The 25,507-nt window shown below is 72.4% G+C and carries 24 protein-coding genes; 4 read left to right on the top strand and 20 right to left on the bottom strand.

Features of this window, described 5'->3' with window-relative positions:
* Window positions 1-63: 63 nt before the first annotated feature.
* The 7 genes from Apa02nite_RS14995 to Apa02nite_RS14965 all read right to left on the bottom strand — a co-directional run bounded on the left by Apa02nite_RS14995 (window position 64) and on the right by Apa02nite_RS14965 (window position 8,083).
* Window positions 64-1,536, bottom strand: coding sequence for a peptidase M16 family protein (locus Apa02nite_RS14995; RefSeq protein ID WP_203825489.1), 1,473 nt, complete (start codon window positions 1,534-1,536; stop codon window positions 64-66).
* Window positions 1,537-1,582: 46 nt separating this feature from the next.
* Window positions 1,583-2,761, bottom strand: coding sequence for an ROK family transcriptional regulator (locus Apa02nite_RS14990; RefSeq protein ID WP_203825488.1), 1,179 nt, complete (start codon window positions 2,759-2,761; stop codon window positions 1,583-1,585).
* A 31-nt stretch (window positions 2,762-2,792) separates the two neighbouring features.
* Complete coding sequence (locus tag Apa02nite_RS14985) at window positions 2,793-4,049, bottom strand: sugar ABC transporter permease (RefSeq protein WP_203825487.1); 1,257 nt, start codon at window positions 4,047-4,049, stop codon at window positions 2,793-2,795.
* The gene (locus Apa02nite_RS14980; RefSeq protein ID WP_067688500.1) at window positions 4,046-4,849 is read right to left on the bottom strand and encodes an ATP-binding cassette domain-containing protein; all 804 of its coding nucleotides are present in this window, start codon (window positions 4,847-4,849) and stop codon (window positions 4,046-4,048) included. The genes Apa02nite_RS14985 and Apa02nite_RS14980 overlap by 4 nt, the downstream gene beginning before the upstream one ends.
* 145 nt (window positions 4,850-4,994) lie before the next feature.
* Complete coding sequence (locus Apa02nite_RS14975) at window positions 4,995-6,095, bottom strand: sugar ABC transporter substrate-binding protein (RefSeq protein ID WP_203825486.1); 1,101 nt, start codon at window positions 6,093-6,095, stop codon at window positions 4,995-4,997.
* Window positions 6,096-6,388: 293 nt separating this feature from the next.
* Window positions 6,389-6,871 carry a Cys-tRNA(Pro) deacylase gene (ybaK, locus tag Apa02nite_RS14970; RefSeq protein WP_203825485.1) on the bottom strand — a complete coding sequence of 161 codons (483 nt, stop codon included), beginning with the start codon at window positions 6,869-6,871 and terminating at the stop codon, window positions 6,389-6,391.
* 21 nt (window positions 6,872-6,892) lie between these two features.
* On the bottom strand, window positions 6,893-8,083 hold the full coding sequence (locus Apa02nite_RS14965) for a class I SAM-dependent methyltransferase (RefSeq protein WP_067688491.1): 1,191 nt from the start codon (window positions 8,081-8,083) through the stop codon (window positions 6,893-6,895).
* A gap of 220 nt (window positions 8,084-8,303) precedes the next feature.
* Between Apa02nite_RS14965 and groES the strand changes: the two genes are divergently transcribed.
* Both groES and groL read left to right on the top strand, forming a co-directional pair.
* Window positions 8,304-8,612, top strand: coding sequence for a co-chaperone GroES (gene groES / locus Apa02nite_RS14960; protein WP_067689062.1), 309 nt, complete (start codon window positions 8,304-8,306; stop codon window positions 8,610-8,612).
* Window positions 8,613-8,685: 73 nt separating this feature from the next.
* A complete protein-coding gene (groL, locus tag Apa02nite_RS14955) occupies window positions 8,686-10,332 on the top strand; it encodes a chaperonin GroEL (protein WP_203825484.1) in 1,647 nt (548 codons plus the stop codon).
* A 53-nt stretch (window positions 10,333-10,385) separates the two neighbouring features.
* Here the strand turns inward: groL and Apa02nite_RS14950 are convergent, their stop codons facing one another.
* The 12 genes from Apa02nite_RS14950 to Apa02nite_RS14895 all read right to left on the bottom strand — a co-directional run bounded on the left by Apa02nite_RS14950 (window position 10,386) and on the right by Apa02nite_RS14895 (window position 21,660).
* A complete protein-coding gene (locus Apa02nite_RS14950) occupies window positions 10,386-12,188 on the bottom strand; it encodes an ABC transporter ATP-binding protein (protein ID WP_203825483.1) in 1,803 nt (600 codons plus the stop codon).
* Window positions 12,185-13,870, bottom strand: coding sequence for an ABC transporter ATP-binding protein (locus Apa02nite_RS14945; protein ID WP_203825482.1), 1,686 nt, complete (start codon window positions 13,868-13,870; stop codon window positions 12,185-12,187). Before Apa02nite_RS14945 ends, Apa02nite_RS14950 begins: the two co-directional genes overlap by 4 nt.
* 42 nt (window positions 13,871-13,912) lie before the next feature.
* Entirely contained in the window at window positions 13,913-14,167 is a 255-nt protein-coding gene (locus tag Apa02nite_RS14940) for a hypothetical protein (RefSeq protein ID WP_067688483.1), read from the bottom strand.
* Window positions 14,168-14,176: 9 nt separating this feature from the next.
* Entirely contained in the window at window positions 14,177-15,229 is a 1,053-nt protein-coding gene (tsaD, locus tag Apa02nite_RS14935) for a tRNA (adenosine(37)-N6)-threonylcarbamoyltransferase complex transferase subunit TsaD (protein ID WP_203825481.1), read from the bottom strand.
* Window positions 15,222-15,659, bottom strand: a complete 438-nt coding sequence (rimI, locus tag Apa02nite_RS14930; RefSeq protein ID WP_203825480.1) for a ribosomal protein S18-alanine N-acetyltransferase — start codon at window positions 15,657-15,659, stop codon at window positions 15,222-15,224. Before rimI ends, tsaD begins: the two co-directional genes overlap by 8 nt.
* The gene (gene tsaB, locus Apa02nite_RS14925; RefSeq protein WP_203825479.1) at window positions 15,659-16,315 is read right to left on the bottom strand and encodes a tRNA (adenosine(37)-N6)-threonylcarbamoyltransferase complex dimerization subunit type 1 TsaB; all 657 of its coding nucleotides are present in this window, start codon (window positions 16,313-16,315) and stop codon (window positions 15,659-15,661) included. The genes rimI and tsaB overlap by 1 nt, the downstream gene beginning before the upstream one ends.
* A 10-nt stretch (window positions 16,316-16,325) precedes the next feature.
* Window positions 16,326-17,009, bottom strand: a complete 684-nt coding sequence (locus Apa02nite_RS14920; RefSeq protein WP_067688472.1) for a uracil-DNA glycosylase — start codon at window positions 17,007-17,009, stop codon at window positions 16,326-16,328.
* Window positions 17,006-17,455 (bottom strand): tRNA (adenosine(37)-N6)-threonylcarbamoyltransferase complex ATPase subunit type 1 TsaE, encoded by a 450-nt coding sequence (tsaE, locus tag Apa02nite_RS14915; RefSeq protein WP_067688470.1) that lies wholly within the window; start codon window positions 17,453-17,455, stop codon window positions 17,006-17,008. The genes Apa02nite_RS14920 and tsaE overlap by 4 nt, the downstream gene beginning before the upstream one ends.
* Window positions 17,452-18,522: an alpha/beta fold hydrolase gene (locus Apa02nite_RS14910; protein ID WP_067688468.1), complete on the bottom strand. Its 1,071-nt coding sequence runs from the start codon at window positions 18,520-18,522 to the stop codon at window positions 17,452-17,454. Before Apa02nite_RS14910 ends, tsaE begins: the two co-directional genes overlap by 4 nt.
* Window positions 18,523-18,568: 46 nt before the next feature.
* Window positions 18,569-19,690, bottom strand: a complete 1,122-nt coding sequence (alr, locus tag Apa02nite_RS14905) for an alanine racemase (RefSeq protein WP_203825477.1) — start codon at window positions 19,688-19,690, stop codon at window positions 18,569-18,571.
* 137 nt (window positions 19,691-19,827) lie between these two features.
* Window positions 19,828-21,279: an NAD(P)H-hydrate dehydratase gene (locus tag Apa02nite_RS14900; RefSeq protein ID WP_203825476.1), complete on the bottom strand. Its 1,452-nt coding sequence runs from the start codon at window positions 21,277-21,279 to the stop codon at window positions 19,828-19,830.
* A 12-nt stretch (window positions 21,280-21,291) separates the two neighbouring features.
* Entirely contained in the window at window positions 21,292-21,660 is a 369-nt protein-coding gene (locus tag Apa02nite_RS14895; protein WP_203825475.1) for a holo-ACP synthase, read from the bottom strand.
* Window positions 21,661-21,791: 131 nt separating this feature from the next.
* Here Apa02nite_RS14895 and Apa02nite_RS14890 point away from each other — a divergent pair, with 131 nt between their 5' ends.
* Both Apa02nite_RS14890 and Apa02nite_RS14885 read left to right on the top strand, forming a co-directional pair.
* On the top strand, window positions 21,792-22,079 hold the full coding sequence (locus Apa02nite_RS14890) for a hypothetical protein (RefSeq protein WP_203825474.1): 288 nt from the start codon (window positions 21,792-21,794) through the stop codon (window positions 22,077-22,079).
* Window positions 22,076-23,575 carry an alpha/beta hydrolase gene (locus tag Apa02nite_RS14885; RefSeq protein ID WP_203825473.1) on the top strand — a complete coding sequence of 500 codons (1,500 nt, stop codon included), beginning with the start codon at window positions 22,076-22,078 and terminating at the stop codon, window positions 23,573-23,575. Before Apa02nite_RS14890 ends, Apa02nite_RS14885 begins: the two co-directional genes overlap by 4 nt.
* A gap of 31 nt (window positions 23,576-23,606) precedes the next feature.
* On the opposite strand, the gene glmS is transcribed toward Apa02nite_RS14885, so the two are convergent.
* A complete protein-coding gene (gene glmS / locus Apa02nite_RS14880; protein WP_203825472.1) occupies window positions 23,607-25,490 on the bottom strand; it encodes a glutamine--fructose-6-phosphate transaminase (isomerizing) in 1,884 nt (627 codons plus the stop codon).
* Between the last annotated feature and the right edge of the window lie 17 nt (window positions 25,491-25,507).

Here is a 25,507-nt window from a genome sequence, read left to right as displayed (position 1 = left end):
CGGGCCATCCTGCCTCGCAAAACTGAAAGGCGGCCCCTGGAGTTCTTACGATCTGAAGATCTTTCAGCCGCGGCGGAACCACCGGGTGGGCGCCGGCGGCTGCGGGACCGTCTCCGGCTCACGGGCCGCGAGGTCGACCCGCGACTCGGCCGGCACCCGGGCATCGATCTCGGCCGGCAGCCCGTCGGCCCCGCGGTAGAGCGTGGGCTCGGCCCGGACCACCAGCGCGTCCTGGCCGATCAGCTGCCGGCCGCCGTCCGGCCAGGTCAGCAGCGCGGCGCAGGCGTCGTACCGGACGGTCGTGACGGTGTCGCCGTCGAGCACGCTCACCCCGTCCGGACCGGCGACGAGCCGGAGGCCGCGGTTGTTCCGGCCACGGTGCGTCCGGCCGGTCACCATCTCGGCCGAGGTGGCCGTCGCCGGCGTGTATCCGGGCAGGTCCGCGTCGGTGCCGGCCGGTGTCATCAGCAGCCCGGCCCGGTACGCCGTCCCGGCCACCTCGGCCACGTCGTCCCGGGTCAGCGCCCGCACCCCGGCCAACGCCTCGTCGAGGCTCTGCACCGGGTGCCCGGCGAGCAGGTTGAACGCCTGGCCGGGCAGCCGGGCGCCACGCTCGTCGGCCGCCCGCAGACCGTCACAGGTCAGCTCGGCCACCGCGGTGACGTCGTCCTGGTCGATCTGGCCGGCACCGACCGCGGAGAGCAGGCCGACGAGTCCGGTGAGGGTCCGGTCCGGACCGGGTTCCAGGGTGGCGACGATCCGGGCGGTCCCGTCGGCGCGGGGCTCGTACCGGGTCCGGATCCGTTGCGCGCCGGTGTCCCGCAGGTCCCGGGTCATCCGGCGTTCCAGCACGTTGGCGAGGACCGCGGCGCGTGGCTCCCGCCGGACGACGGTGTCCCAGGCCAGGTCACCGGAGCCACCGGCGAAGGAAGCCGGTGTGTTCGGCAGCGCCACCGAGGCGACCGGCGCCGGGCGTCGCTCACCGCCCGGCAGGTCGAGCCGCAGCCCGGCCGGGATCGCCTCGCCGGCTACCCAGAGCACGGCGTTCTCCCTGGTGAAGTAGCGGGCCACCCACGCGTTCAGCTGGTCCGCGCCGAGCTGGTCGAGACCCAGCTCGGGGTAGCTCGGCAGGCCGTAGTCACGGGCGCCGTGCCGCCACATCGGCAGCGGATCGGCGGCGGGCCGGCCGGCCGCCTCGGCCCGCAGCGCGTCCCGTTCCTCGGCGATCCGCCCGAGCGGCAGGTTCCGCAGCCGCTCGCCGATCCCGGTCAGGAACTCGGCGACCTCGCTCTCGGTGCCCTGCACGTGGAAATAGGTGTGCTCGACCCCGGTCCGGCCGTTCCGGTGCGCACCGGCCCGGCCCGGCCCGTGCGCCACCAGGTGCTCGACCAGGTGGGTGATCCCGCGCCGGGCCAGTGGCTCGTCCACCAGGCCGACCCGGAAGACCAGGCCCGCGTGCATCGGGCCGGTGGTCGGCGCGAGGAGCGTACGGACACCGTCCACTTCGAGCGGTGAATCGGCAAGGGGCGGGGGCATGCGCGGCAGCATAGATCTTCCGCGATGACACACGCCTGCCGGGTGATCACGAGACCAGTGGATCGTCCAGGAGGTGTTCGAACGCGAGTTCGGCCGCCCCGATCAGCGCGGCGTCCGCGCCGAGCTCCGGGGTACGCAGCCGGACGTGCTCCCGGCAGGCCGGCAGCCCGACCGAGTTGAGCCGGCTGCGGATCTGGGCGGCCGCGACCAGGTAGACGTCGCGCAGGGTGCCCCCGAAGATCACCACCTCCGGGTTGAAGATGTTGACCAGGTTGCCGACGCCGAAACCGATCCAGTCGCCGACGTGCCGCAGCGCGTGCTGGGCCTGGATGTCACCGCGTACCGCGGCGTCCACCACTTCGAGTACCACGTCCCGCCCGCTGCGGTCGGCGCGACCGGACAGGCGCAGCAGCGCGTGCTCGCCGATCTCGGTCTCCCAGCAGCCCCGGGAGCCGCAGTCGCACGGCCGGCCGTACGGGTTGACCACCATGTGGCCGACCTCGCCGCCGTAGCCGCCGTGACCGGTGACGCGGCGGCCGCCGGCCACGATGCCCGCGCCGACGCCGACGTCCCCGTACAGATAAATGACGTTGTCGCAGGCGACTGCCGCACCGCGCGCATGTTCGGCGAGCGCGCAGACGTCGGCGTGATTGCCGACCGTCAGCCGGCCCGGATCGCCCAGTTCGGCCCGCAGCACCGCGCCCACCGGTTCCTCGACCCAGCCGATGGTCGGCGCCAGCCGGACCATCCCGTCCTCCCGGCGGACCATGCCGGCCACCGCGAGGCCACTGCCCACGCAGCGGGCGTCGGACGGGGTCCGGTCGTGCATCGCGTGGACGAACCGGGCCAGCGGCTCGACCGCCTCGTCCGCGCTCATCCCGGGCGGGCGCCGGGTCTCGTGCTGTTCCAGGATCCGGCCGCCCAGCCCGACCCGGGCGGCACGCACCCGGTCCACCTCGATGCTCAGCGCGTACGCGAAGATCCGCTCCGACTCGGGCCGGACGACCAGCGAGGGTCGCCCGGCCCGGCCGGTCTCCTTCGGCACCGCCTCGCTGACCAGCCCCGCGCCGATCAGCTCGGTGGTGAGCGCCCCGATCGTGCTGCGGTTGAGACCGAGCCGGCTGGTGAGCTCCGCCCGGGACGTGGCGCCGTGCACATGCACATATCGGAGCAGCGTCCCGAGGTTGTGCCGGCGGACCTCGTCCTGGCTGGGGCCCGTGCGCATCAGCCTTCCGTTCCCCGCTCCCGCCGCTCGCTCATCGGTTGCCGGACGCCGCAGCCCGGCGCCGGGCCAGCGCGTCCACGCCGGCCGCGATGAGCAGGATGATGCCGGTGAACATGTAGCGGGTGCCGGACGAGTACTCCAGCAGGAACATCCCGTTGTCGATCACCGCGATCACCGCACCACCGATCACCGCGTGGATGATCTTGCCCTTGCCGCCGAAGAGGCTGGTGCCACCGATCACCGCGGCGCCCACCGAGTAGAGCAGCGTGCTGCTGCCACCGGTGTTCGGGTCGACCGAGCCGGCCCGGCTGACCAGCATGACGCCGCCGACCGCGGCCATGAACGAACCGATCACGAACACCGAGATCCGGATCCGGTCGACCGGGATACCGGCGCGCCGGGCGGCCTCGGCGTTGCCACCGACCGCGTAGACGTGCCGGCCGTAGGTGGTGCGGCCCAGTACGAACGTCCAGAGCACCAGGAAGCCGCCGATCACCGGCGCCGCGATCGGGACACCCTTCAGCGAGGCGATCGCCGTGTTGATCGCCCGTTCCTGGGTCAGCACGGCGGTGGTGGTCAGCAGCAGCGCCGCGATGCCGGCGATCCGGAGCAGAATGATGCCGATCGGCTCGGTCACCAGGCCGCGGGAGGCCCGGCCGCGGAACCGCAGGAACTGGACCAGGGCGAAGATCGCCACCGAACCGATGGCCAGGATCCAGCTCCAGGTCACCGGGAGGCTGTCCTTGTTCAGCGACTTGATGAAGCCGTCCGGGATCGAGATGTTCTTGCCCTCGCCGAGGATGTTCAGCAGGACGCCCTGGAAGGCCAGGAACGAGGCCAGCGTGACCACGAACGACGGAATGTTGACCTTCGCCACCAGCACGCCGAGCAGCAGGCCGATCACCACGCCGGTGACCAGGGCGGCCACCAGCGCGACGACCTCGGGGTAACCCTTCTCGGTGAGCAGGATCGCCATCACCGCGCCGCAGACGCCGGAGGCGAAACCGGCGGAGAGGTCGATCTCGCCCAGCAGCAGGACGAAGATCAGGCCCATCGCGATCATCGTGACCCCGGCGGCCTGGTTGAACAGGTTCGCGAAGTTGCCCGGGCTGAAGAACGTGTCCGGCCGGGCCGAGCCGAAGATCGCCACGAGGATGACCAGGCCCAGCGCGGCGGGCAGCGAGCCGAGGTCACCGCCACGGACCCGGCCCCAGTAGTCCCTGATGTGTGAGGCGACGGTCGGCTTGACGACCTTGACGCCACCGGCGGTCTCGAGCGTGGTGGTCACTGGTCGGCTCCCGGCGTGATGTCGACGAAGTCGGTGGGCTTCTCCGGCGGGAGGCCCAGGTTGCCACTGCGCCCGCCGGTGATCAGCTCGACGATCTGCGCGTGGGTGACGTCACTCGCCTTCACCTGTGCGGCCATCCGGCCCAGGTAGAGCGCGGCGATCCGGTCCGAGACCGCGAAGACGTCGTTCATGTTGTGCGAGATGAGCACCACGCCGAGGCCGTTGTCGGCCAGCCGGCGGACCAGCTCGAGCACCTGGGCGGTCTGTGCCACGCCCAGCGCCGCGGTCGGCTCGTCCAGGATGACCACCCGGCTGTTCCAGAGCACGGCCTTGGCGATCGCGACGGTCTGCCGCTGGCCGCCGGAGAGACTCGCGACCAGCTGGCGCAGCGACTTGACGGTCCGTACCGAAAGGCTCGCCAGCGTCTCGCCGGCCATCTGCTCCATGGTCGGCTCGTCCAGGACGATGCCCCGGGTCTTCTCCCGGCCCAGGAACATGTTCTGGACGATGTCCAGGTTGTCGCAGAGCGCGAGGTCCTGGTAGACGACCTCGATGCCGAGGTCGGCGGCTTCCCGGGGGCTGTGGATGGAGACCTGCTTGCCGTCGAAGGTCACCGTGCCCGCGTCGATCGGGTAGATGCCACTGACGCACTTGACCAGCGTCGACTTGCCGGCGCCGTTGTCGCCCACCAGGGCGGTCACCTCGCCGGGAAAGACGCTCAGCTCGACGTCGTGCAGGACCTGTACGGGACCGAAACTCTTGTCGATCCCGCGCAGCTCCAGAAGGGGTGTCGCGGCCACGGGTGGTTCTCCTTCGTTCGGTGACCGGCCGTTCGGGGGGTACGCGGAACCGGCACCGGCGCCACCCACGCGGACGTGAGCGGCGCCGGTGCCGGGTTCAGCGGAGGTGCTGTCGCGTCAGCGTCAGCTTCAGCTTCAGCGAAAGTCAGCTGATGCCCGCGTCGGTGCACGCCTTCGCGAACGCGGCGGTGCACAGCTCGGCCTTGGTCACGAAGCCGTCGTCGATCACGGTCTTGACGTTCGCCTTGGTGATCGACTCCGGCTTGAGCAGCACGGACTTGACCGCCGCCTTCGACTCCGGGTCGGTCACGGTGCTGGTGGCCGTGGTCGGGGTGTCGCCCTTGGCGAGCGCGATCGCCAGCTCGGCGGCCGCGTCGGCCTCCTTCTTGATCGCCTTGTAGACCGTCATGCACTGGTCGCCGGCGAGGATGTTCTGCAGGCCCTGCACGGTGGCGTCCTGGCCGGTCACCGGGACCTTGCCGTTCAGCTTGTTCTTCTTCAGCACCTCGATCGCGGCGTTGCCGAGGCCGTCGTTCGCGGCGAGCACGCCGGCGATCTTCGGGTCCTTGGTGAGCTGCTGCTCGAAGATCGTGCCGCCCTTGGCGTTGTCCCAGTCCGGCACGGCGTCGTCCGGGCCCTTGACGTACTCGTTCGCGTCGAACTTCGGCTTGAGGACCGAGTCGTAGCCCTCCTTGAACAGGGTGGCGTTGTTGTCGGTCGGCGAGCCGTTCAGGTACGAGACGACCGGCTTGACGGCCTTCGCCGCGGTCAGGCAGTCCACCAGGCCCTGGCCCTGCAGCTTGCCGACCTCGTTGTTGTCGAACGACACGTAGTAGTTGGCGCCACCGCTGAGCGTGAGACGGTCGTAGTCGATCGTCGCGATGCCGGCCTTCGTCGCGTTCTCCAGGACGTTCTTGCCAGTGCCCGAGTCCAGGTTGACGATCATCAGGACCTTGACGCCGCTCTGGATCATGCCGTCGGCGATGGTCTGGAACGAGGCCTTGTCACCCTGCGCGTTCTTGATCTCGGCGTCCACGCCCGCGGCCTTGAACGCCTCGGTCAGGTACTTGAGGTCCGCCGTCTCCCAGCGGGCCGAGCTCTTGGTGTCCGGCAGGATGACGCCGACCTTGCCGGCCTTCTTCTCGCCACCGGCGGTGGAGGTGTCGTCACTCTTATCGCCACAAGCGGCCATGCTGCCGGTCGCCAGCAGCCCGACCGCGGCAAGGGCGAACAGTCCCTTACGCATACCGTATGTCCTTTCGGGGGGTAAATCCGGAGCCATCATCGGATTTCGCAGGAATGGGACGTGCCTGGGAGCGTCGTCCCCGTGCGCCGATGGACCAGGTGCCGGTTTGTTGTGCCCGGCAACGTATTCCGGATGTGGCCTGGAACACAAGGCACCCCGGTGATCTATCTCGTAACGAGGGATAACAATCCGGCAACACGTCAGGCGTCATGGGAGCGCGGCCGGGCCGGAAAAGTCGCTAATCGCATCAAAAGAGGTCACTCAGAGTGACCTCGGAGCCCGCCGAGCCGGGGTCAGGCCCGGATCGCCGCCACGGTCGCGCTCGTCAGCCGGATCAGGTCGGCCGGCGCCAGGCAGAGCTGGAGACCGCGCCGGCCCGCCGAGACATACATCAGATCCAATGCCTGTGCCGAGTCGTCGATCACCGTGGGCAGCCGCTTGCGCTGGCCCAGCGGGCTGATGCCGCCGCGCACGTACCCACTGCTCCGCTCGGCCGCCGCCCGGTCGGCCAGCGCCGCCCGCTTGCCGCCGGCCGCCTGGGCCAGCGCCTTCAGATCAAGATCGCCAGTGACCGGTACGACACCGACCACGAGCCTGGCGTCCACCTCGGCCACCAGCGTCTTGAACATCAGCGCGGGCGCCACCCCGAGCGCCGCCGCGACCAGGGCGCCGTAGTTCGGCGCGTCCGGCGACACCTCGTACGGATGCAGGGTGAACGCCACTCGCTCCGCGGTCAGCAGCACAGTGGCCGGGGTGCCGGCCGCCTTCTTCGGCATGTGCCGCACGTTACCCAGCCGTCAGGAGTGCGCCGTCAGCAGCACGGTGGGCGCGCCGGCCACCTTGGTCAGCACCAGCCCGGCCGCGTGCGGCCCGGACAGCTTCAGGTCCTTGCGCAGCTGGTCGGGGACCAGGGCCGAGCCCCGCTTACGGATCTCCAGGGTGCCCACGCCCCGCTCGCGCAGCAGCGCCCGCAGCCGCTTCAGCGAGAACGGCAGCATGTCGGTCACCGCCAGCCGCCGGGCGTACGGCGTGTCGACCGGGTCGTCGGTGTAGACGTAGGCGATCTCCGGGTCGCCCAGCCGGCCGCCGATCGACGCGGCGAACTCGGCGACCAGATGCGAACGCACCACTGCCGGATCCGGGTCGTAGAACCAGGCGCCGACCGGGCCGACAGTGCCCCGCTCGACACCCGAACCGGTGAGTTCGGCCACGTCCGGGCCCGAGCCGAGCAGGGTCGCCCGCCGCTGTGCCGACGCCAGCGGGCCGCACCAGAACGCCGCCTCGACCAGGTCGCCGCCGACGCTCACCCACTCGCCCTCGGCGCCCGGCGGCAGCAGGCCGTGGTCGATGCCCGGCGCCAGTTTGAGCACAGTGCGCGGAACCCGATCGGCCAGCCCGGCGACGAAGTCCCACGGCGGCGAGTACGACTTCGGGTCGAACACCCGCCCCCGGCCGGCCTGCCGGCGGGCCGGGTCGGCGAACACCGCGTCGTACTTCTCCACCTCGACGGTGGTGGCGTCGGCGCAGGTCACCGTGATCCGGTCGGCCAGGCCCGCGGTGCGCGCGTTCGCGGCGGCCAGCGCGGCGGTGGCCGGGTCGGCGTCGACGGCGTACACGGTGATCCCGTGCCGGGCCGCGGCCATCGCGTCGGACCCCAGCCCGCAGCCGAGATCGGCGAGGGTCTCGACGCCGGCCGCGGCGAGCCTCGCGGCCCGCCGGTCGGCGACCACCGCGCGGGTGGCCTGTTCCAGGCCGGGCCGGGTGAAGAACATTCCGGAGGCGTCCGGGCCGAACTTCACCGCCGCACGGCGGCGCAAACTAGCCTGGGTGAGTGCGGCTGCGGCCAGCTCCGCGCCGAAGCCCCGGGCCCGAAGGGCCGAGGCCGCGGCGAGTGGCTCGCCGTCGCCGACCTCGGCCGCCGCGGCCAGGGCTTCCACCCCTAACGGGGTCTGCAGCAGAGCAAGAAGTTCAGGGGTCACACCAGGCATTCTCCCCGGCGTGACAGGTTGGCACTCTGGTTGACGGAGTGCTAGTTCCGGCATAATCTCCGGTTAGCACTCTCAACATGAGGGTGCCAGCCGCCCGGCCCGTCCGTGCGGTTAGGCACCAGGCGGACCGGCACCCGCGACGACGGCCCCGCCCGGTGGCATGAGGCATTGACCGGCCTGGTTCAAGGCCGGCGAAACCTGTACCCAGGAGGGTATGCCCGTGACTACCGCGACCAAGGTTGCGATCAAGCCGCTCGAGGACCGCATCGTGGTCCAGGCGAACGAGGCTGAGACCACGACCGCTTCCGGCATCGTGATCCCCGACACCGCCAAGGAGAAGCCGCAGGAGGGCACCGTCCTTGCTGTCGGCCCCGGCCGGATCGACGACAAGGGCAACCGAGTTCCGCTCGACGTCACTGTCGGCGACGTGGTCCTCTACTCGAAGTACGGCGGCACCGAGGTCAAGTACGCCGGCGAGGAGTACCTCGTGCTCTCCGCCCGCGACGTCCTCGCGGTCATCGAGAAGTAAGACCTAACTGACTGCACAGGCGCCCTGTTCCGGCATTTCGGGGCAGGGCGCCGGTGCGTGAAGGGACCAATACATGGCGAAGATTCTCAGCTTCTCTGACGACGCCCGGCACCTGCTGGAGCACGGCGTCAACACGCTCGCCGACACGGTCAAGGTCACTCTCGGCCCGCGCGGCCGCAACGTCGTCCTGGACAAGAAGTTCGGCGCTCCCACGATCACCAACGACGGTGTCACCATCGCCAAGGAGATCGAGCTCAGCGACCCGTACGAGAACCTCGGCGCGCAGCTGGTCAAGGAGGTGGCGACCAAGACCAACGACGTCGCCGGCGACGGGACCACCACCGCGACCGTGCTCGCGCAGGCGCTGGTCCGCGAGGGCCTGCGCAACGTCACGGCGGGCGCCAACCCGATCGGCCTCAAGCGCGGCATGGACAAGGCCTCCGAGGCCGTCTCCAAGGCGCTGCTGGCGAAGGCCGTCGAGGTCGCCGACCACAAGGCGATCGCCAACGTGGCCGCCATCTCGGCGCAGGACACCACCATCGGCGAGCTGATCGCCGAGGCGATGGACCGCGTCGGCCGCGACGGTGTGCTCACCGTCGAGGAGGGCTCGGCGCTGCAGACCGAGCTCGAGGTGACCGAGGGTCTGCAGTTCGACAAGGGCTTCATCTCCCCGAACTTCGTGACCGACGCCGAGTCGCAGGAGGCGGTGCTCGAGGACGCTCACATCCTCATCACCACCCAGAAGATCTCCAGCATCGAGGAGCTCCTCCCGCTGCTGGAGAAGGTGCTGCAGGACAGCAAGCCGCTGCTCATCGTGGCCGAGGACGTGGAGGGCCAGGCGCTCTCCACCCTGGTGGTCAACGCCCTGCGGAAGACCATCAAGGTCGCCGCGGTGAAGGCTCCCGGCTTCGGTGACCGCCGCAAGGCGATCCTGCAGGACCTGGCGATCGCGACCGGTGGCGAGCTGATCGCCCCCGAGCTCGGTTACAAGCTCGACCAGGTCGGCGTCGAGCAGCTGGGCAGCGCCCGGCGGATCGTCGTCGACAAGGAGAGCACCACCATCGTCGACGGTGGCGGCAACGCCTCCGACATCGCCGACCGGGTCTCGCAGATCCGCAAGGAGATCGAGGCGTCAGACTCCGACTGGGACCGCGAGAAGCTCTCGGAGCGGCTGGCCAAGCTCTCCGGTGGCATCGCGGTGATCAAGGTCGGTGCCGCGACCGAGGTCGAGATGAAGGAGCGCAAGCACCGCATCGAGGACGCCATCGCGGCGACCAAGGCGGCTGTCGAGGAGGGCACCGTCCCCGGCGGCGGCGCCGCCCTCGCGCAGGTCGCCAAGGAGCTCGACGGCGGCCTCGGCCTGACCGGCGAGGAGGCGATCGGTGTCTCGATCGTCCGCAAGGCGCTCGTCGAGCCGCTGCGCTGGATCGCTCAGAACGCCGGTCACGACGGCTACGTCGTGGTCAACAAGGTCGCTGAGCTGGGTTGGGGCCACGGCCTCAACGCGGCCACCGACGAGTACGTCGACCTGGCCGCGGCCGGCATCATCGACCCGGTGAAGGTGACCCGCAACGCGGTCGCCAACGCCGTCTCGATCGCCGGTCTGCTGCTGACCACCGAGAGCCTCGTGGTGGAGAAGCCGGCCGAGGCCGCTCCCGCCTCCGGCGGTGGGCACGGTCACGGTCATGGGCACGGCCACCAGCACGGTCCGGGCTTCTGATCGGTTGTTCCTGACAAGGCGCGTCTCCCTACGGGACGCGCCTTGTCGGCTTTTCAGTGACTCTCCAGCAGGCGGTCGTCTTCCGGCCGCCGCTGGTCCGGCGGCTTCTCCGGTACGCCACCGCCCTGCCACGACCGCCACAACGCCGCGTACGGCCCGTTCGCCGCGACCAGCTCGTCGTGCGACCCCAGCTCGGTGATCCGCCCGTTCTCCACCACCGCGACCCGGTCGGCGTCGTGTGCCGAGAACAACCGGTGTGCGATCGCTACCACGGTCCGCCCGTGCACCACCGCGGCCAGCGACCGTTCCAGGTCCCGGGCCGCCCGGGGGTCCAGCAGCGCGGTCGCCTCGTCCAGCACCAGCGTGTGCGGATCGGCGAGGATCAGCCGGGCCAGCGCCACCTGCTGCGCCTGAGCCGCGGTCAGCGGCAGCCCACCGTCGCCGACCACGGTGTCCAGCCCGTCCGGCAGCCCGTCCGCCCACTCCAGGGCGTGCACGGCGGCGAGCGCGGTCCGGACGTCCGGCTCCGGCGCCTGCGGCCGGGCCATCGCCACGTTGTCCCGCAGGGTGCCGATGAACACGTGATGCTCCTGGCTGACCAGCGCCACCTCGGTGCGCAACCGGTCCGGGCCGAGCGCGCCGAGCGGCACCCCGCCGACCGTCACGCTGCCCTCGGTGGGCTGGTGGATCCCGGCCAGCAGGCGGCCCAGCGTGGACTTGCCGGCGCCGGACGGGCCGACCACGGCGAGCCGCTCCCCCGGGCGCAGGGTCAGGTCGACGCCGTGCAGCACCTCCCGGCCCTCGACGTAGCCGAACCGCACGCCGCGCACCTCGATCCGAGGGCCGTCCGGTACCGGCGCGTCGCGGTGGTCCGCCTCCGGCGCGGCGGCCACCCCCAGCAGCCGGGCCAGTGAGGCCGCGCCCACCTGCAGCTCGTCCAGCCAGGAGAGCAGCCGGTCGAGCGGGTGGATCAGCTGCTGGACGTAGACCACGGCGGCGGTCAGCTGGCCCAGCGTGACCACACCGCGCAGGTAGAGCCAGCCGCCGGTGAGCAGGGTGAGCACCATCGGGATCACGTAACTGACCTCGATCACCGGCCACCAGACGGTCCGCAGGAACAGGGTGTAGCGCTCGGCACGCCAGGAGCGGCTCAGGTCCCGGTCGGTCCGGGCGATCCGCTGCTGCTGCCGGCCCAGCGCCTCGACCGTGCGGGCGCCCTCGACCGTCTCGGTGAGCCCGTCGGTCACCTCCGAGTAGGCCGCGTTCTGCCGCAGGTAGCCCGACGGGGCGCGGCGGACGTACCAGCGGGTGCCGGCCACCGTGATCGGCACACCGACCAGCAGCGGTACGGCCAGCACCGGGGACACCGCGATCAGCGCCACCACCACCAGCCCGCCGGTGAGCAGCGCGATCATCGTCTCCGGCACGGCCAGCCGGACGCACTTGGAGAGCGCGTCCACGTCCCGGGTGGTCCGGGTCAGCAGGTCACCGGTGCCGGCCGACTCCACGGTGCCGAGCGGCAGGGTCAGCACCCGGGCGATGAACTCCTCCCGCAGCTGGGCCAGCACCTGCTCGCCGAGCCGGGCCGAGGCCAGGTACGCGAACCGGATCAGCACCGCCTGCACCAGCACGAACCCGGCCAGGGTGCCGGCCAGGCGGTTCAGCTCGGCGCCCGGCACCCCGCGCTGGACCGCCTGGACCAGCGCGCCGAGCAGCCGGGGACCGGCCAGCCCGGCCAGCGCGGCGAACAGGTGCAGGCCGATCGTGGCCCGGAACATGCCCGGGTGGTCGCGGAACAGGGCGCGGGCGTACCGCCAGGCCTGTTCACGGGTGGCGACCGGCAGCGCGTGGCTCACGACGCGTCCCCGCGCAGCACCACGCGGGCGTATCCCGGTGCCCCGGCGAGCAGCTCACGATGGGTGCCGGCGGCCGTCACCCGGCCCCGCTCCAGGTACAGCACCCGGTCGGCGTGGCCGAGGACGAGCGGGCTGGACGTGCAGACCACCGTGGTGCGGCCGGCCCGGACGGCCCGGATCCGCTCGGCGATCCGTACCTCGGTGTGCGCGTCGACCGCGTTCGTCGGCTCCACCAGGATCAGGATCTCCGGGTCGGCGACCAGCGCCCGGGCCAGCCGCAGCCGTTGCTGCTGCCCTCCGGAGAACGATCGGCCCCGCCCGGCGACCACGCTGTCCAGGCCGCGGGGCAGACCGTCCACGATGTCCTGTGCGGCGGCCGCGTCCAGGGCCTCGGTCAGCCGGCCGCTCTGTTCCGGGTCCAGGTCGGTGCGCAGCCGCCCGGAGAAGAGCCGTGCCTCGTTCTCGGCGACCAGGATCCGCTTGCGCACCACCGCCAGGGGCAGCTCGGACAGTGGCACCCCGCCCAGGGTGGCGCCCTCGGCGTAGCGGCCCAGCCGGTCGGCGAGCCGGGCCGCGTCGGCCGGGTCCTCGGCCACGATCGCGGTCAGCAGGCCGGGGGGTACCCGCACGCCGGAGGCCGGGTCGGCCAGCTCACCGTCCGGCTCGGCGGGTGCCCCGGGTGGGTCCGGCAGTTCGCCCGCCATGCCCAGCATGGCCACCACCCGGCGAGCCGACACGTGGCCCCGGGTCAGCTTGTCGATCGAGTCGGTGAGCTGACGCAGCGGGGCGACCAGGAACGCGGCGTAGGCGTAGAACGAGACCAGCTGGCCGACGGTGATCCGGCCGTCGGCGGCGAGCCGCGAGCCCAGCCAGGTGACCAGGACCAGGAACGTGCCGGGCAGGAGCACCTGGGCGGCCTCCAGCAGCGACTCGACGGCTGCGGTGCGTACCCCTGCCGCGCGCAGCGCCTGGGACTGCGCGCGATAGCGCGCCACCATCACCGCCTCGCCGCCCACGCCGCGCAGCACCCGAAGCCCGGTCACCAGGTCCGCGGCCTGACCCGTCAGCCGGCCCTGCTGCTCCCGGTACGCCTGCTGGCGCCGGTGCAGCGGCCGGATCAGTCCACCCGCGACGATCATCAAGGCCGGTACGCCGACCAGCACCACCAGGCCGAGCGGGACCGAGGTGTGCAGCAGCAGCACGGTGACCGTGGTGACCGCGATCAGCGCGCCGGTCCCCCGGGCCGCGACGTCGACCGCGCCGCCGATGTGGTTGATGTCCGAGGTGCCGATCGCCACCACCTCGCCGGCCTCCAGCCGGCCCGGCAGCGACGAGCCGAGCCGGTTCGCCTGGCGCACGGTGACCTGCACGGTGCGGAACCCCGCGCCCAGCCAGTTGACCACCGCGAACCGGTGCCGGGTGATCCCGGTCAGTGCCTGCAGGACGCCGACCACGAACAGGGCCAGCCCCCAGCCGAGCAGGGCCCGGCCACGCTCCTGCGCGGCCGCGTCGATGGCCCGGCCGACCATCGCGGGCACCAGTGACTGGCACCCCATCCAGGCCACCGCCAGCGCGATCGCCGTGACGATCGTCATACGGGAGCGGCGGACCAGCCAGCTGAGGTAACGGGTGGCGGATCGGGCGTCGGGCAGGCCGGGATCGGCCACGGGCAGTCTGCGCATCAGGCCCCGACGGTAAGGCCCGAATGCCGTTGCTGCGACTACTCAGCGATCGACCGGAGTGAAATCCCAGACGTGCGGAGCGCGTGCTACCAGCTTGTCCGGCGGCGCAGGCAGGCTCTCCGGGGTGTTTCGCCATTTGGTGATGACGACGATGCGATGATCCGTGGACGAATAGACGTCACTCGACACATGTTGTGGCAGTACCTCGAGTCCCGGCACCGCCGTATCGCAGACCCAGCTCAGCAGCTCGTCGAAGCCGCTGCGCGAGGCCCGCACCTCCCACATCCGCGCGATCATGAAGGCTTCCTACCCCGGCACGCTGACCGAGGTCAAACTCATCGCGGAATCGGCGGGCAGATCGAGACGGCTCGGCGCGATGCCGGCCGCGACCAGATGTGAGCCGAGCGCGGCCACCATCGCGCCGTTGTCGGTGCACAGCTGCGGACGCGGCACGCGCACCAGGATCCCGTGCTTGGCGGCCCGCTGCTCGGCCAGCACCCGCAACCGCGAGTTGGCCGCCACCCCGCCGCCGATCACCAGCGTCCCGACCCCGTTGGTCAGGCAGGCGTCAATCGCCTTGCGGGTGAGCACGTCGCAGACCGCCTCCTGGAAGCTGGCCGAGACGTCGGCGATCGGCACCGGCTCGCCGGCCCGCTCGCGTGCCTCGACCCAGCGGGCCACCGCGGTCTTCAGGCCGGAGAAGGAGAAGTCGAAGCGGTGCGCCGCCTGGTCCTTGGCCGCGGTCAGCCCGCGCGGGAAGGCGATCGAGCCCGGGTCGCCGTCGCGCGCCGACCGGTCGATGATCGGGCCGCCCGGGAAGCCCAGTCCGAGCAGCCGGGCCACCTTGTCGAACGCCTCGCCGGCCGCGTCGTCGATGGTCGCGCCGAGCGGGGTCACCCCGGCGGTCAGGTCGTCGACGAGCAGCAGCGACGAGTGGCCACCGGAGACCAGCATGGCGATCGCCGGCTCGGGCAGCGGGCCGTGCTCCAGGGTGTCCACCGCGACGTGCGCGGCCAGGTGGTTCACGCCGTAGATCGGCTTCTCGGCGGCGATCGCGTACCCCTTGGCCGCGGCCACCCCGACCAGCAGCGCGCCGGCCAGGCCGGGGCCGCTGGTCACCGCGATCGCGTCGATGTCGGCGAGCGTGACACCGGCCTCGTCGAGGGCCCGCTGCATGGTCGGCACCAGCGCTTCCAGATGCGCGCGGCTGGCCACCTCGGGCACCACCCCGCCGAACCGGGCGTGCTGCTCCACACTGGACGCCAGCGCGTCGGCGAGCAGGGTGTGGCCGCGCACGATGCCGATGCCGGTCTCGTCGCAGGAGGTCTCGATCCCGAGGACCAGGGGTTCGTCAGGCATCTCGCATCATCACCAGGGCGTCGGTGTTGCTGGGTTGGTAGTAGCCGCGCCGGATCCCGACCGGCTCGAAGCCGTAGCTGGCGTACAGCTTCTGCGCCGGGTGGTTGTCGATCGCCACCTCAAGCAGGGTCTTGCGCACGTTCTGCCGGGCCGCCTCGGCGAGCAGGTCCTCCAGCAGGGCCCGGCCGATGCCGAGCCGCTGGGCGTCCCGCCGGACCGCGATGTTCTGCACCCAGGACTCCTCGCGATCCACAACGGACAGCCCGGCATACCCGACGACCTGGTCGTCACGCGTCGCGACGACGTAGTGGTGGCCCTGCGCGAGCTCGTTCCAGAACATCGCCGCGGACCACTTCTCCGGGCCGAAGAGGTCCTCCTCCATCGGGATGACCTCGTCGATGTGCCACCACCGGAACCGTTCGATCCGCATCAGGTGAGCACCGGCTTGCGGCCGGCCGGCTCGACCGCGTCGGGGCGGCGCAGGTAGAGGGGGGTGAGGATCTCGCTCGGCGCCTTCGCCCGGACCCGGTCGGCGGCGAGCGCGACCAGGGCCGCACCGGGCGGGTAGAGCAGGTGCTCCTCGACCGGGAGGCCGAAGACGTCGCCGTACTTCAGCGCACCCTCACCCGCCATTTTGTCCGAATTTATTTCGACATCAGATGGCTTGGCGACATCGGGTCCGACATCGCGCACTCCATCGATATAAGTCGCGTAATACACCTCACGACGGCGCGCGTCCGTGGCGACCAGGACCCGCCCCGGGCCGGCCGCCCGGCCCAGCGCGTCCAGCGAGCAGACACCGTAGGTCGGGATGCCGAGCGCCTGACCCATGGCGGCCGCGGTGGCCAGCCCCACCCGCAAGCCGGTGTAGGGCCCGGGGCCCAGCCCGGCCACGATCGCGGTCAGGTCACGTGGCCGGAACCCGGCGCCGGCGAGCACCGCCGCGATCTCCGGCGCCAGCTTCTCGCCGTGCGCACGGGGATCGACGGTACGGTTCTCGGCCACCCCGAACAGACCGTCCGCGGTGACCTCGACAAGCGCCGCCGTCGAAGCGGGCGTCGCGGTGTCCAGAGCGAGTACGAGCACGCCTGAAACCCTAGACGGTGCCCCGGGGATCCCAGTTCACCACCGGGCGGCCACCGTCGGCGAGCGCCTTGTTGGCCGCGCTGAACGGGCGGCTGCCGAGAAAACCGGCCGGGTTCATCGGGCTCGGGTGACCGGCTTCGATCACCGCGTGCACCGGGTTGGTGACCAGCACCGCCTTCTTCTTCGCGTAGTTGCCCCAGAGCAGGAAGACGACCCGCTCGTTCCGCTCGTTCAGCGCACGGATGGTGGCGTCGGTGAACGTCTCCCAGCCCTTGTTCGCGTGCGAGGCGGCCTTGGTGGCCCGCACCGTCAGCACCGCGTTGAGCAGCAGCACGCCCTGCTCCGCCCAGCCGGTGAGGTTGCCGCTCTTCGGCGGGGCGATGTTGACGTCCTCGGCGAGCTCCTTGAAGACGTTGCGCAGCGACGGCGGCACCCGGACGCCGTCGCGCACGCTGAAGCTCAGCCCGTGCGCCTGCCCGGCGCCGTGGTACGGGTCCTGGCCCAGGATCAGCACCCGGGTCTGCTCCGGCGAGCACAGCCGGTACGCCGTGAACAGGTCCTCCAGCGGCGGGTAGACGGTCTGCTCGGCGTACTCAGCGGTCACGAACTCACTGAGCGCCGCGGTGGCCGCCTCGTCCAGGAAGGGTGCCAGCTCGGCGCGCCAGTCGGCGGGCAGGTGCTCGGTCAGGTTCACATTTTCTCCAGTCGGTGTGCCCAGTCGCCGCCGTGCGGCACCAGTTCGATCACTCGGGTGTCGTCGTCCAGCCGGTCGATGCGGACCAGCAGATATTCGTCGTTGAGCTGCTCGACCAGCCCGGCGCCCCACTCCACGACGGTGACCGCCTCGTCGGCCGAGGCGTCCAGGTCCAGGTCGTCGATCTCGGCGCGCGGGTCGGGCCGGTCACCCAGCCGGTACGCGTCGGCGTGCACCATCGCGACCGGGCCGCGGTGCACCCGGGCGATCACGAAGGTGGGCGAGGTGATCGGCCCCTGCACGCCCAGCCCGGCGCCGATGCCCTGTGCCAGCGCGGTCTTGCCGGCACCCAGCGGCCCGGTCAGCAGCAGCAGGTCACCGGGGCGCAGCACGGTGGCGAGCCGCCGGCCGAAGGCCTGGGTCTGCTCGACGGACGTCAGTTTCACGAAATCTTCTCCAGGAACGGGATCAGGGCCGCGTTCACCTCGTCGGACTTCTCCAGCATCACCACGTGACCACTGTTCTCGATCTTCAGAAGCTCGGCCTCGGGCAGCTCATGGATGATCTCCTCGGAGTGCGTCACCGGGGTCAGGTAGTCCCGGGTGCCGACGATCACCAGCACCGGCACGCCGCGCAGCGCGGACAGCGCCGGCAGCCGGCTGTGCCGATAGAGCGTGTTCAGATATTTGGTGAGCGTCTCGGCCGAGGTCTTGGAATTCATGCTCTCCACGAACGTGACGAGCGTCGGGCTGGGCCGGGCCTCGCCGAAGCCGTACCGCCGGGTGAGCAGCCAGGCCAGGTCGGAGGAGGCCACCCGGGCCCGCTCGATGGTGCCGCCGCCGAGCTTGGCCGCCTTGTCCCAGAGCGGGAAGAACGGCGCGCTGGCCCGGGCCACCACGCTGCTCACCCCGAGCGTCGCCTTGTCGAACAGACCGGCCGAGGTGGACATCAGCACCACGCCGGTGACCCGGTTGCCGAACCACTCCGGATATTGCTCGGCGAAGGCCATGATGGTCATCCCGCCCATCGAGTGGCCGACCAGGATGATGTGCCCCTCCGGCACCACCGCGTCGAGCACGGCGGCCAGCGAGCGGCCGAGCGCGGCGATGTCATACGTCCCGGCCTGCAGCTTGCCGGACCGGCCGTGACCGGGCTGGTCGTAGAAGACCAGCCGGTGGTCGCCGCGGTCGGCGAGCGCCTGGCGCTGGAAGTAGAACGTGCCCATGTCCAGGGCGAAACCGTGCACGAAGACGATCGTCGGCTTCGTGGCCTTGCCCGCGGCGGGCTCGATGATCTCGACGTGCAGGTCGGTGCCGTCCGGCGCGGTGACCGTCAGCTGCTCGTCGAACGGCTGGTCGCCGAAGGGCTCCTCGACATAGGGGTCGCCGGGTTTGTTGACCGAGCGGCGCACCAGCACTCGCTCCACAGCGAACGCGGTGGCCAGCCCGGCCGCCGCGACCCCGAACACCGCGCCGGCTATCCCGGCCCGCTTGGCCACCCTGGACGGACTCACGGCTCGACCTCCCCCGGTACAGACCTTGGGGACCCGTACAAAAGACTCACGGCTCCACCTCCCCCACATAGACCCTCGGGACCCGGCTGCTGCCGAACCGGGTGACGATCTCGTAGTTGATGGTGCCGGTGGCGGCGGCCCAGTCGTCGGCGGTCGGCCCGCCGTCGTCACCCGGGCCGAACAGGGTCGCCACGTCACCGGCCACCACCGGGGTGTCGCCGACGTCGACCACCAACTGATCCATGCAGACCCGGCCGGCGATCCGGGCGGTGGTGCCGCCGATCCGCACCGGGCCGGTGCTCGACGCGTGCCGGGGCACGCCGTCGCCATAACCCAGCGGGACCACGGCCAGCGTGGTCTCCTCGGTGGTCCGGTACGTCAGCCCGTACGAGACGCCCTGACCGGCCGGCACCCGCTTGGTCAGGGTGACCCGGGCCTGTGCGGTCATCGCGGGCCGCAGCCCGTCGGCCCGGCCGGCGATCGGGGACAGCCCGTAGGCCGCGATGCCGACCCGGACCAGGTCGAAGTGCGCGTCCGGCCGGGTCAGGGTGGCCGCCGAGTTGGCGATGTGCCGGTGGGCCGGCCGCAGGTCATAGCTCTCGGCCAGGGCCAGCCCGGCGGTGAACGCGGCGAGCTGCCGGTCGATCGACTCGTGGCCCGGCTCATCGGCGCAGGCGAAGTGGCTCCAGATGCCGACGATCTGCACGTCGCCGTCGGACTGGGCCTTGGCCGCCGCCTCGAACAGCGCCGGCCACTCGGACTCCACCGCGCCGCCCCGGGCCAGCCCGGTGTCCAGCTTCAGGTGCACCCGGGCGGGCTGCCCGGCCCGACCGGCGGCGGCGATCAGCTCGTCGAGCAGGGCCGGGGTGGCGGCGCTCAGGTCGATCCCGGCCGTGATGCCCTCGTGCAGCGGCAGCCCGGGGGCGAGCAGCCAGGCCAGCACCCGGGCGCCGAGACCGGCCCGGCGCAGCTCCAGCGCCTCGTCGAGGGTGGCCACGCCGAGCCAGGTGGCGCCACCGGCCACCGCGGCGCGGGCGGCCGGGACCATGCCGTGGCCATACCCATCGGCTTTGACCGCGACCAGCACCTCGGCGGAGGTGCCGGCGCGCAGCGTCGCGACGTTGTCCCGGATGGCGTCCAGATCGACGCGAACTTCGGCCTGCCACATGCCATCCACCCTACTGAGAGGTATGACAGTTTCGGTCGGCTAGCCCAGGAGCCCGGTCCAGCAGGCCGCACCGGCCCAGGAGGCCGCCCCAGGAGGCCGCATCGGCCTCAGGAGGTCGCGCCGGCCCCGGGGACCGGTTATCCCAGGAGCTCGGCCAGCACCGGGCGGACCGCGGCGGCCACGTCCGGTGCGGTCACCGGGCCGTCCAGCGCCGCACGCCGCCCGGCCAGGCCGTGCACGTACGCCGCGGCCACCGCCGCCCGGACCGGCGGCAGCCCGGCCGCCAGCAGCGACCCGAGCAGCCCGGCCAGCACGTCGCCGCTGCCCGCGGTGGCCAGCACCGCCGAGCCGGTGGGGTTCGCCCAGGTCTCGCCGCCCGGGGTGGCCACGATCGTCCGGTCGCCCTTGAGCAGCACCACCGCGTTGGTCCAGACCGCCAGCCGGGCCGCCGCGGCCATCCGGTCGGCGCCCGGCGCCTCCCCGGCCAGCCTCGTGAACTCCCCGTCGTGCGGGGTCAGCACGAGCGGCGCGTCCCGGCGCAGGTGCTCGGCGTGCTCGCCGCCGACCAGCAGGGTGATCGCGTCCGCGTCCAGCAGCACCGGCAACGCGGTGGCGAGCACGCTGCGCAGCTCGGTCCGGGCCCCGTCGTCGGTGCCCAGCCCGGAGCCGCAGACCCAGGCCTGCACCCGGCCGGTGGCGGCGACCTTCGGCGCGGCCACCACGGACGGGTGCGCGCGGACCACCTCGCGGTGGGCGCTGCCCGCGTAGCGGACCATGCCGGTCGGGCCGGCCAGCGCGCCCGAGGTGGAGAGCAGCGCGGCGCCCGGGTACCGGGCCGAGCCGGTGGCCAGGCCGACCACGCCGCGGGTGTACTTGTCCGAGGTGGTGCCGGGCACCGGCCACCAGGCCGCGATGTCGGCGGCCTCGGCCACCCGGACCGCCGGGTCGGCGACCAGCACCGGGCCGAGCCCGATGTCGACGAGCTCGACCTGGCCGCAGCGGGCCGCCGCCGGGCCGACCACGTGCGCCGGTTTCCGGCAGCCGAAGGTCACCGTGACGTCCGCGGTGACCGCGTCGCCAGGCACGTCGCCGGTGTCCACGCTCACCCCGCTGGGCACGTCGACGGCCACCACCGGCGCCCGCTCACCGTTGCGGGCGCGCAGCCCGCCGAGCGCGCGGACCAGCGCGGCCGCCGGTGGCCGCAGACCGCCGGACGCACCGATGCCGACGATCCCGTCGAGCACCAGGTCGGCCCGGGTCGGCAGGTCGACGACGGTGAACCCGCCGGCCTGGCGCAGCGCGGCGAGACCGGCCAGGTGCACCCGTTCCGGCTGGAGCAGCAGCGCCCGGACCTGTGCGCCCCGCTTGGCCAGCAGCGCGCCCGCATAGAGCGTGTCGCCGCCGTTGTCGCCGCTGCCGACCAGCAGCAGCACCCGGGCCCCGTACACACCGCCGGAATCGGTCAGCAGCAGCGCGCAGCGCCGGGCCAGGCCGGCCGCGGCGCGCTGCATCAGCGTCCCGTCCGGCAGCGTCACCATCAGCGTCTTCTCCGCCGCGCGTACGTCAGCGACCCGAAATGCCTGCCGCATACCGACCCCTTCCTAGGCCTCGGCGACCACCATCGCCGACGCGATCCCGCCGTCGTGCGACAGGGACAGATGCCATCGATTGATCCCGCGCTGCGACGCGGCGGCGGCGACCGTACCGGAGACGGTCAACCAGGGCCGCCCGTCCGGGTCGGTGACGATCTCGCAGTCGTGCCAGCGCAGCCCGGCCGGCGCGCCGAGCGCCTTGGCCACCGCCTCCTTCGCGGCGAACCGCGCGGCCAGGGACTCCGCCGAGCGGGGACTGCCCGACCCGGTCAGCCGCTCGTCCTCGGTGAACAGCCGGTTCCCGAGCAGCGGAGTGCGGTCCAGCGCCCGGGCGAAGCGGCTCACCAGGACGACGTCGATGCCGACAGACACGATCACAACGGACACCCTAACGGTCACCGAGCGCCTGTGGACAAGGTGCGGAGCGTTGTCCACAGGGCGTCCCGGCGCCCGGCCGGAACCGCCTACCTTCGGCGCATCCCGTCCCCGCCGCACCGGAGGTAACCGTCATGAATCCCGACCTCGACGTCGACGCCGACCAGCTGCGTCAGGCCGCCGCGTCCATCACCGGCACGGCGGCCCGGGTGCGGGAGGCGGCGGCCGTGGCGCCGGGGCCGATCGCCGGGCCGCGCTGGGTGACGACCGACGCCGCGACCACGGCCGCCGACGCGGCCGAAACCCGGCTTCGCGAGCTCAGCGCCGACCTGTCCGCCGCCGGGCAGCTGATGGAGGAAACCCTTTCCGCGTACGCCGAAGCCGACGCCCGAGCGGCCGCCCGCCTCCGGTCCACCCGATGACCGTCGCCGCCCTCCCGGTGCCGCCCCGGGTCACCTACGCCCGGCTGCGGGCCACCGACCCGGCCCGCTGGTCGGCCGCGGCGCTCGCCTGGCGGCGCTGGGCCGCGCTGGCCGGAGTCCTCGGCGACGAGTTCGGTCCCCTCGCCGACCGGCTGCGCGCGGCCTGGTCCGGAGCGGCCGCCGACGCCGCGGTCGCCCGGCTCGGTGTGCTGCGGCGGCGGCTGGCGCTGTTCCGGCTGCTCTGCTGGCGGGCCGATCAGGTGCTGAGCGAGTTCGCGGCGGCGCTGGTGCGCGCCCGGGCGCTGCTCGATCGGGCCCGCGCCACCGCGCTGGCCACCCACCAAGTGATCACCGAAGCCGGCACGGTCGCGCCAGGGCCGGCCGCGTCCGAGCTGGCCGCCGCCCTTCACCTCGCCGACACCGCCGATCACGGCGCCGCGACCAGCCTGGCCGAGCTCGCGATCACCGCGACCGCACCGGCCGCCACCGACCGGCCGGACTGCACGGCGAGCCCGGCGCAGGTCCGCCGATGGTGGGCCGGCCTGTCGCCGGCCGAGCGGCTGTGGATGCTGGGCGACGAGCCGGCCGCGGTCGCCGGGCTGAACGGGATCCCGGTGGCCGACCGGGACCTGGCGAACCGGTTGCTGCTGGCCGAGCGCCGCGCCTACCTGACCCGCACCGGCGGTGACCGGGACACGCTGCGCGGGCTGGACCGGCTGGCCGCCCGGCTGGAGGACGACCGGGTGCCCAGGGCGTACCTCATGGGGTTGGACGTCTCCGGCGACGGCCGTGCGGTGATCGCCCTCGGTGACCCGGACCGCGCCGCCAACGTGCTGACCCACGTGCCCGGGATGACCGCGGACCTGGCCTCGCTGGGCGGTGAGCTGACCCGGGCCGAGCGGGTCGCGGCCCGCGCCGGTGAGCTGGGGCCGGACGCCGCGACCAGCTCGGTGCTGTGGCTGGACTACGACGCGCCGGACTTCCTGGACGAGGCCTGGTCGGCGCGGCAGGCCACCACCGGCGCGAGCGGGCTGCAGCGGTTCCAGGAGGGTCTGCGCGCCACCCATGACGGCCCGGAGGCGCGGCAGACCGTGCTCGGGCACAGCTACGGGTCGCTGGTGGTGGGCAAGGCCGCGGCCGGCGGGCTGGACGCCGACCGGGTGGTGTTCGTCGGCTCGCCCGGTGTCGGTGTCGACGCGGCGGAGCAGTTGCGGCTCCCGGCCGGCCAGGTCTTCGCCTCGACCTCGGTGTCCGACCCGATCCAGTGGCTCGCGGTCTCCCCCGGCACGATGGTCCGGAATCTGGCGATCGGCCTGCCCGGTGCGGCGCTCGCCGGGCCGGCCGACGACCTGTGGTTCGGGCACAACCCGAACGATCCCGGCTTCGGCGCGCGGGTCTTCGGCAGTCAGTGGGACGCCGGCCACCTGGGGTACTGGGAACCGGGCCGGCCGGCCCTGGACGCCCTCGCCACGATCACCCTGGGCGGGACGCCGTGACGGGCCGCCGGACCGGCGACCCGTCCGCGGATCATTCGACGGTGACCGACTTGGCCAGGTTGCGCGGCTGGTCCACGTCGTTGCCGCGGGCGGCGGCGATCTCGCAGGCCAGGATCTGCAGCGGCACGGTGGTCATCAGCGGGGCGAGCAGCGTCGGGGTCGGCGGCACCGTGATCAGGTGGTCGGCGAACGCCCGGACGTCCTCGTCGCCCTCCTCGGCGATCACGATGGTCCGGGCGCCACGGGCGCGGACCTCCTGGATGTTGGAGACCACCTTGTCGCGGATCACACCGCGGCCGGCCGGGGACGGCACCACGCAGACCACCGGGGTGCCCTCGTCGATCAGCGAGATCGGGCCGTGCTTGAGCTCACCGGCGGCGAAGCCCTCGGCGTGCATGTAGGCGAGCTCCTTGAGCTTGAGCGCGCCCTCCAGGGCCACCGGGAAGCCGACGTGCCGGCCGATGAACAGCACCGTCGACGCGGTCCGCAGGTCGCGTCCCAGCGCCCGGACGTCCTCCATCCGGCCCAGCAGGGTGCGCAGGCTGTCCGGGGTGGCCTGGAGCTTCTCGACCACGGCGGCGACCTCGTCGGCGTACATCACGCCGCGGATCTGGGCCAGGTGCAGGCCGATCAGGTAACACGCGACCAGCTGGGTGAGGAACGCCTTGGTCGAGGCGACCGCGATCTCCGGGCCGCCGTGGGTGTAGAGCACGGCGTCCGACTCGCGCGGGATGGTGGAGCCGTTGGAGTTGCAGATGGCCAGCACCCGGGCCTTCTGCTCCTTGGCGTGCCGCAGCGCCATCAGGGTGTCCATGGTCTCGCCGGACTGGCTGATCACGATCACCAGGGTGGAGCGGTCCAGGATCGGGTCGCGGTAGCGGAACTCGCTGGCCAGCTCGACCTCGCAGGGGATCCGCACCCAGTGCTCGATGGCGTACTTGGCGACCATGCCGGCGTGGAACGAGGTGCCGCAGGCCACGATGAAGACCTTGTCCACGTCCCGCAGGTCCTGGTCGGTGAGCCGCACCTCGTCCAGGATGATCTCGCCGCGCTCGCTCAGCCGGCCCAGCAGGGTGTCCGCGATGGCCTGCGGCTGCTCGGCGATCTCCTTGAGCATGAAGTACTCGTAGCCACCCTTCTCGGCGGCGGACAGGTCCCAGTCGACGTGGAACTCCTTGCCGGTCGCCGGGGCGCCGTCGAAGTCGGTGATCTCGATCTGGTCCGGGGTGATCAGGACGACCTGGTCCTGGCCCAGCTCGACCGCTTCCCGGGTGTGCTCGATGAACGCCGAGACGTCACTGGCCAGGAAGTTCTCCCCGTTGCCGCGGCCGACCACGAGCGGCGAGTTGCGCCGGGCGGCGACCACCGCGCCGGGCACCTCGACGTCGATCGCGAGCAGCGTGAACGCGCCCTCCAGCCGGCGCACGACCCGCCGCATGCCCTCGGCGAGCAGGGCCGGGCCGGGCTCCCCGCCGGCCTCGCGCAGCGCGCGCATCTCCGCGGCGAGCAGGTGCGCCGCGCACTCGGTGTCGGTGTCACTGCGGAACTCGACGCCACCGGCCTCGAGCTCGGCGCGCAGCCGGGAGAAGTTCTCGATGATGCCGTTGTGGATCACGGCGACCCGGCCGTCGGCGGACAGGTGCGGGTGGGCGTTACGGTCGGTCGGCCCGCCGTGCGTGGCCCAGCGGGTGTGCCCGATGGCCGTCCGGCCCGCGGCGATGCCGTCGTCGGCCCGCTCCGCGAGCGCCTTCTCCAGATTGGCCAGCTTGCCGGCCCGCTTCTCGGTCCGGACCTCGTCATTGTCGATGACGGCGATACCCGCGGAGTCGTATCCGCGGTACTCCAGCCGCCGGAGGCCATCGAGGACGATGCTCAGGGCCGGACGATTGCCTACGTAACCCACGATCCCACACATGCGGGGCAGCGTAGCCG

The sequence above is a fragment of the Actinoplanes palleronii genome (genome assembly GCF_016862315.1).
GTDB classification, from domain to species: domain Bacteria; phylum Actinomycetota; class Actinomycetes; order Mycobacteriales; family Micromonosporaceae; genus Actinoplanes; species Actinoplanes palleronii.
This window is presented reverse-complemented; position numbering and strand designations above follow the sequence as displayed.